This window comes from Vibrio sp. Vb1554, assembly GCF_033344235.1.
In genome coordinates this window covers 1-1289 of record NZ_JAWPOJ010000234.1, presented here as the reverse complement: position 1 = coordinate 1289, position 1289 = coordinate 1, and the positions used below count along the sequence as shown (strand labels likewise).

Here is a 1289-nt window from a genome sequence, read left to right as displayed (position 1 = left end):
CGCTGTATCCGCAAAGTCGCAATTTGTCGCCAAAAGTGCGGTTATTGATCGACTTTTTGGCGCAAGAGTTGGCGTGATCAGCGCATCAACTGACGCAACGTGACATCCGGAAGCGCGGTCAGTTTTTTACTTTGCACCAAGAACAACTCCGCGCACGCCAAGGCATCACTGGCGGCTGAGTGCGATAAGTACCCCGGCAGGTGATAGTAGCGGCGCAAATCGTCCAACTGATAACTGCTGTGCGCGCCGCTTTTCCCTGCATAGCTAAACTGCTTTTCGATTTGCAGAGTGTCGATAAAATACGCGGGGAAATCCTCTACTTGGTAGCGAGAGGAAAAATAAGCGTGAATGAAGGCTTTTTCAATGCAGCATCCGTGGGCGAGCACCACTTTTCCTGTGATGCGTTCCAACAACCGATTCATGCCTTCATCCAATGGCAGTCCTTTGGCGAGATCTTGCGGAGTTAAGCCATTAATTTGCGCTGTTTCTGGTTTGATGAATTGTCCATGACAAATGTACCACTCTTTGGAGCTGGCGATATCAATGCCGTCCAGCGTTAGGTCAACCACGCCAATCGATAAGATTTTATCACCTTGCGCGTCCACGCCTGTGGTTTCAAAGTCCAACGCAACAAAACTCAAATCCTTCAAGGTCGTTGAGTCATCCATCAAAGGCCGTTGAAGATAGTCTTTCAGCACCATTGGCCAATCGTCAATAACGTGAATGGCTTGGCGTTTTTGCTCAGGAGAGAGCGGCGTTTCCCACCGCTTAAACCAACGTTTAATCATGGTTACGCCCCTTTCACAAACTTCAGTTTCGCGACATCTTGCAGCTCACTGATGATCTTAAATGCATCTTTTAAGTGCTTGCGCTCAAAGCTACTGAAATCATCGGGTGCGATGTGGTTGTCTGGAGTGGTGCCCGCCAGAATCGCATTGAGTTGATGACGGAAACGTACCTGAGTAATAAAGCGATACGCGCCAATGATGTTTTCAACACTGTCTTTCGACAATGTGCCGTGCTGGGCTGCGTAGCGAAAACGCTCTTCTGTGCCAGTTAACGAGCCGCCAGCGGCAAGACTGAAAATACGCGCCAGATCGATGATCAGATTCAAGGCGTACTTTTTGATGTTTAACGTGTTGCTGTTTTCCCCACCTTTTTCCAACACCAAATTGTTGAAAATGCCAAGTGGCGGCTGAGTGTCAATCGCATCGCGCACCAAAGCCGGAATAAAGCTCGGCCTCTTTTGAATGCAATCATGCAAGTGTTGCTGGATTTGGTCGACAAAC

General features: G+C 48.7%; 2 protein-coding genes. Both read right to left on the bottom strand.

Annotated features, from left to right (window positions below; genetic code table 11):
* Positions 1 to 77: 77 nt before the first annotated feature.
* Entirely contained in the window at positions 78 to 788 is a 711-nt protein-coding gene (locus R8N28_RS25245; RefSeq protein ID WP_169610413.1) for a 3'-5' exonuclease, read from the bottom strand.
* A gap of 2 nt (positions 789 to 790) precedes the next feature.
* Positions 791 to 1289 (bottom strand): putative nucleotidyltransferase substrate binding domain-containing protein (locus R8N28_RS25240; protein WP_318183665.1); only part of this gene is annotated, 499 nt, incomplete at its 5' end.

What these genes read in the sequence shown, in the direction of transcription:
- R8N28_RS25245 (WP_169610413.1), bottom strand. Translation starts at nt 788, where the DNA reads ATGATTAAACGTTGGTTTAAGCGGTGGGAAACGCCGCTCTCTCCTGAG.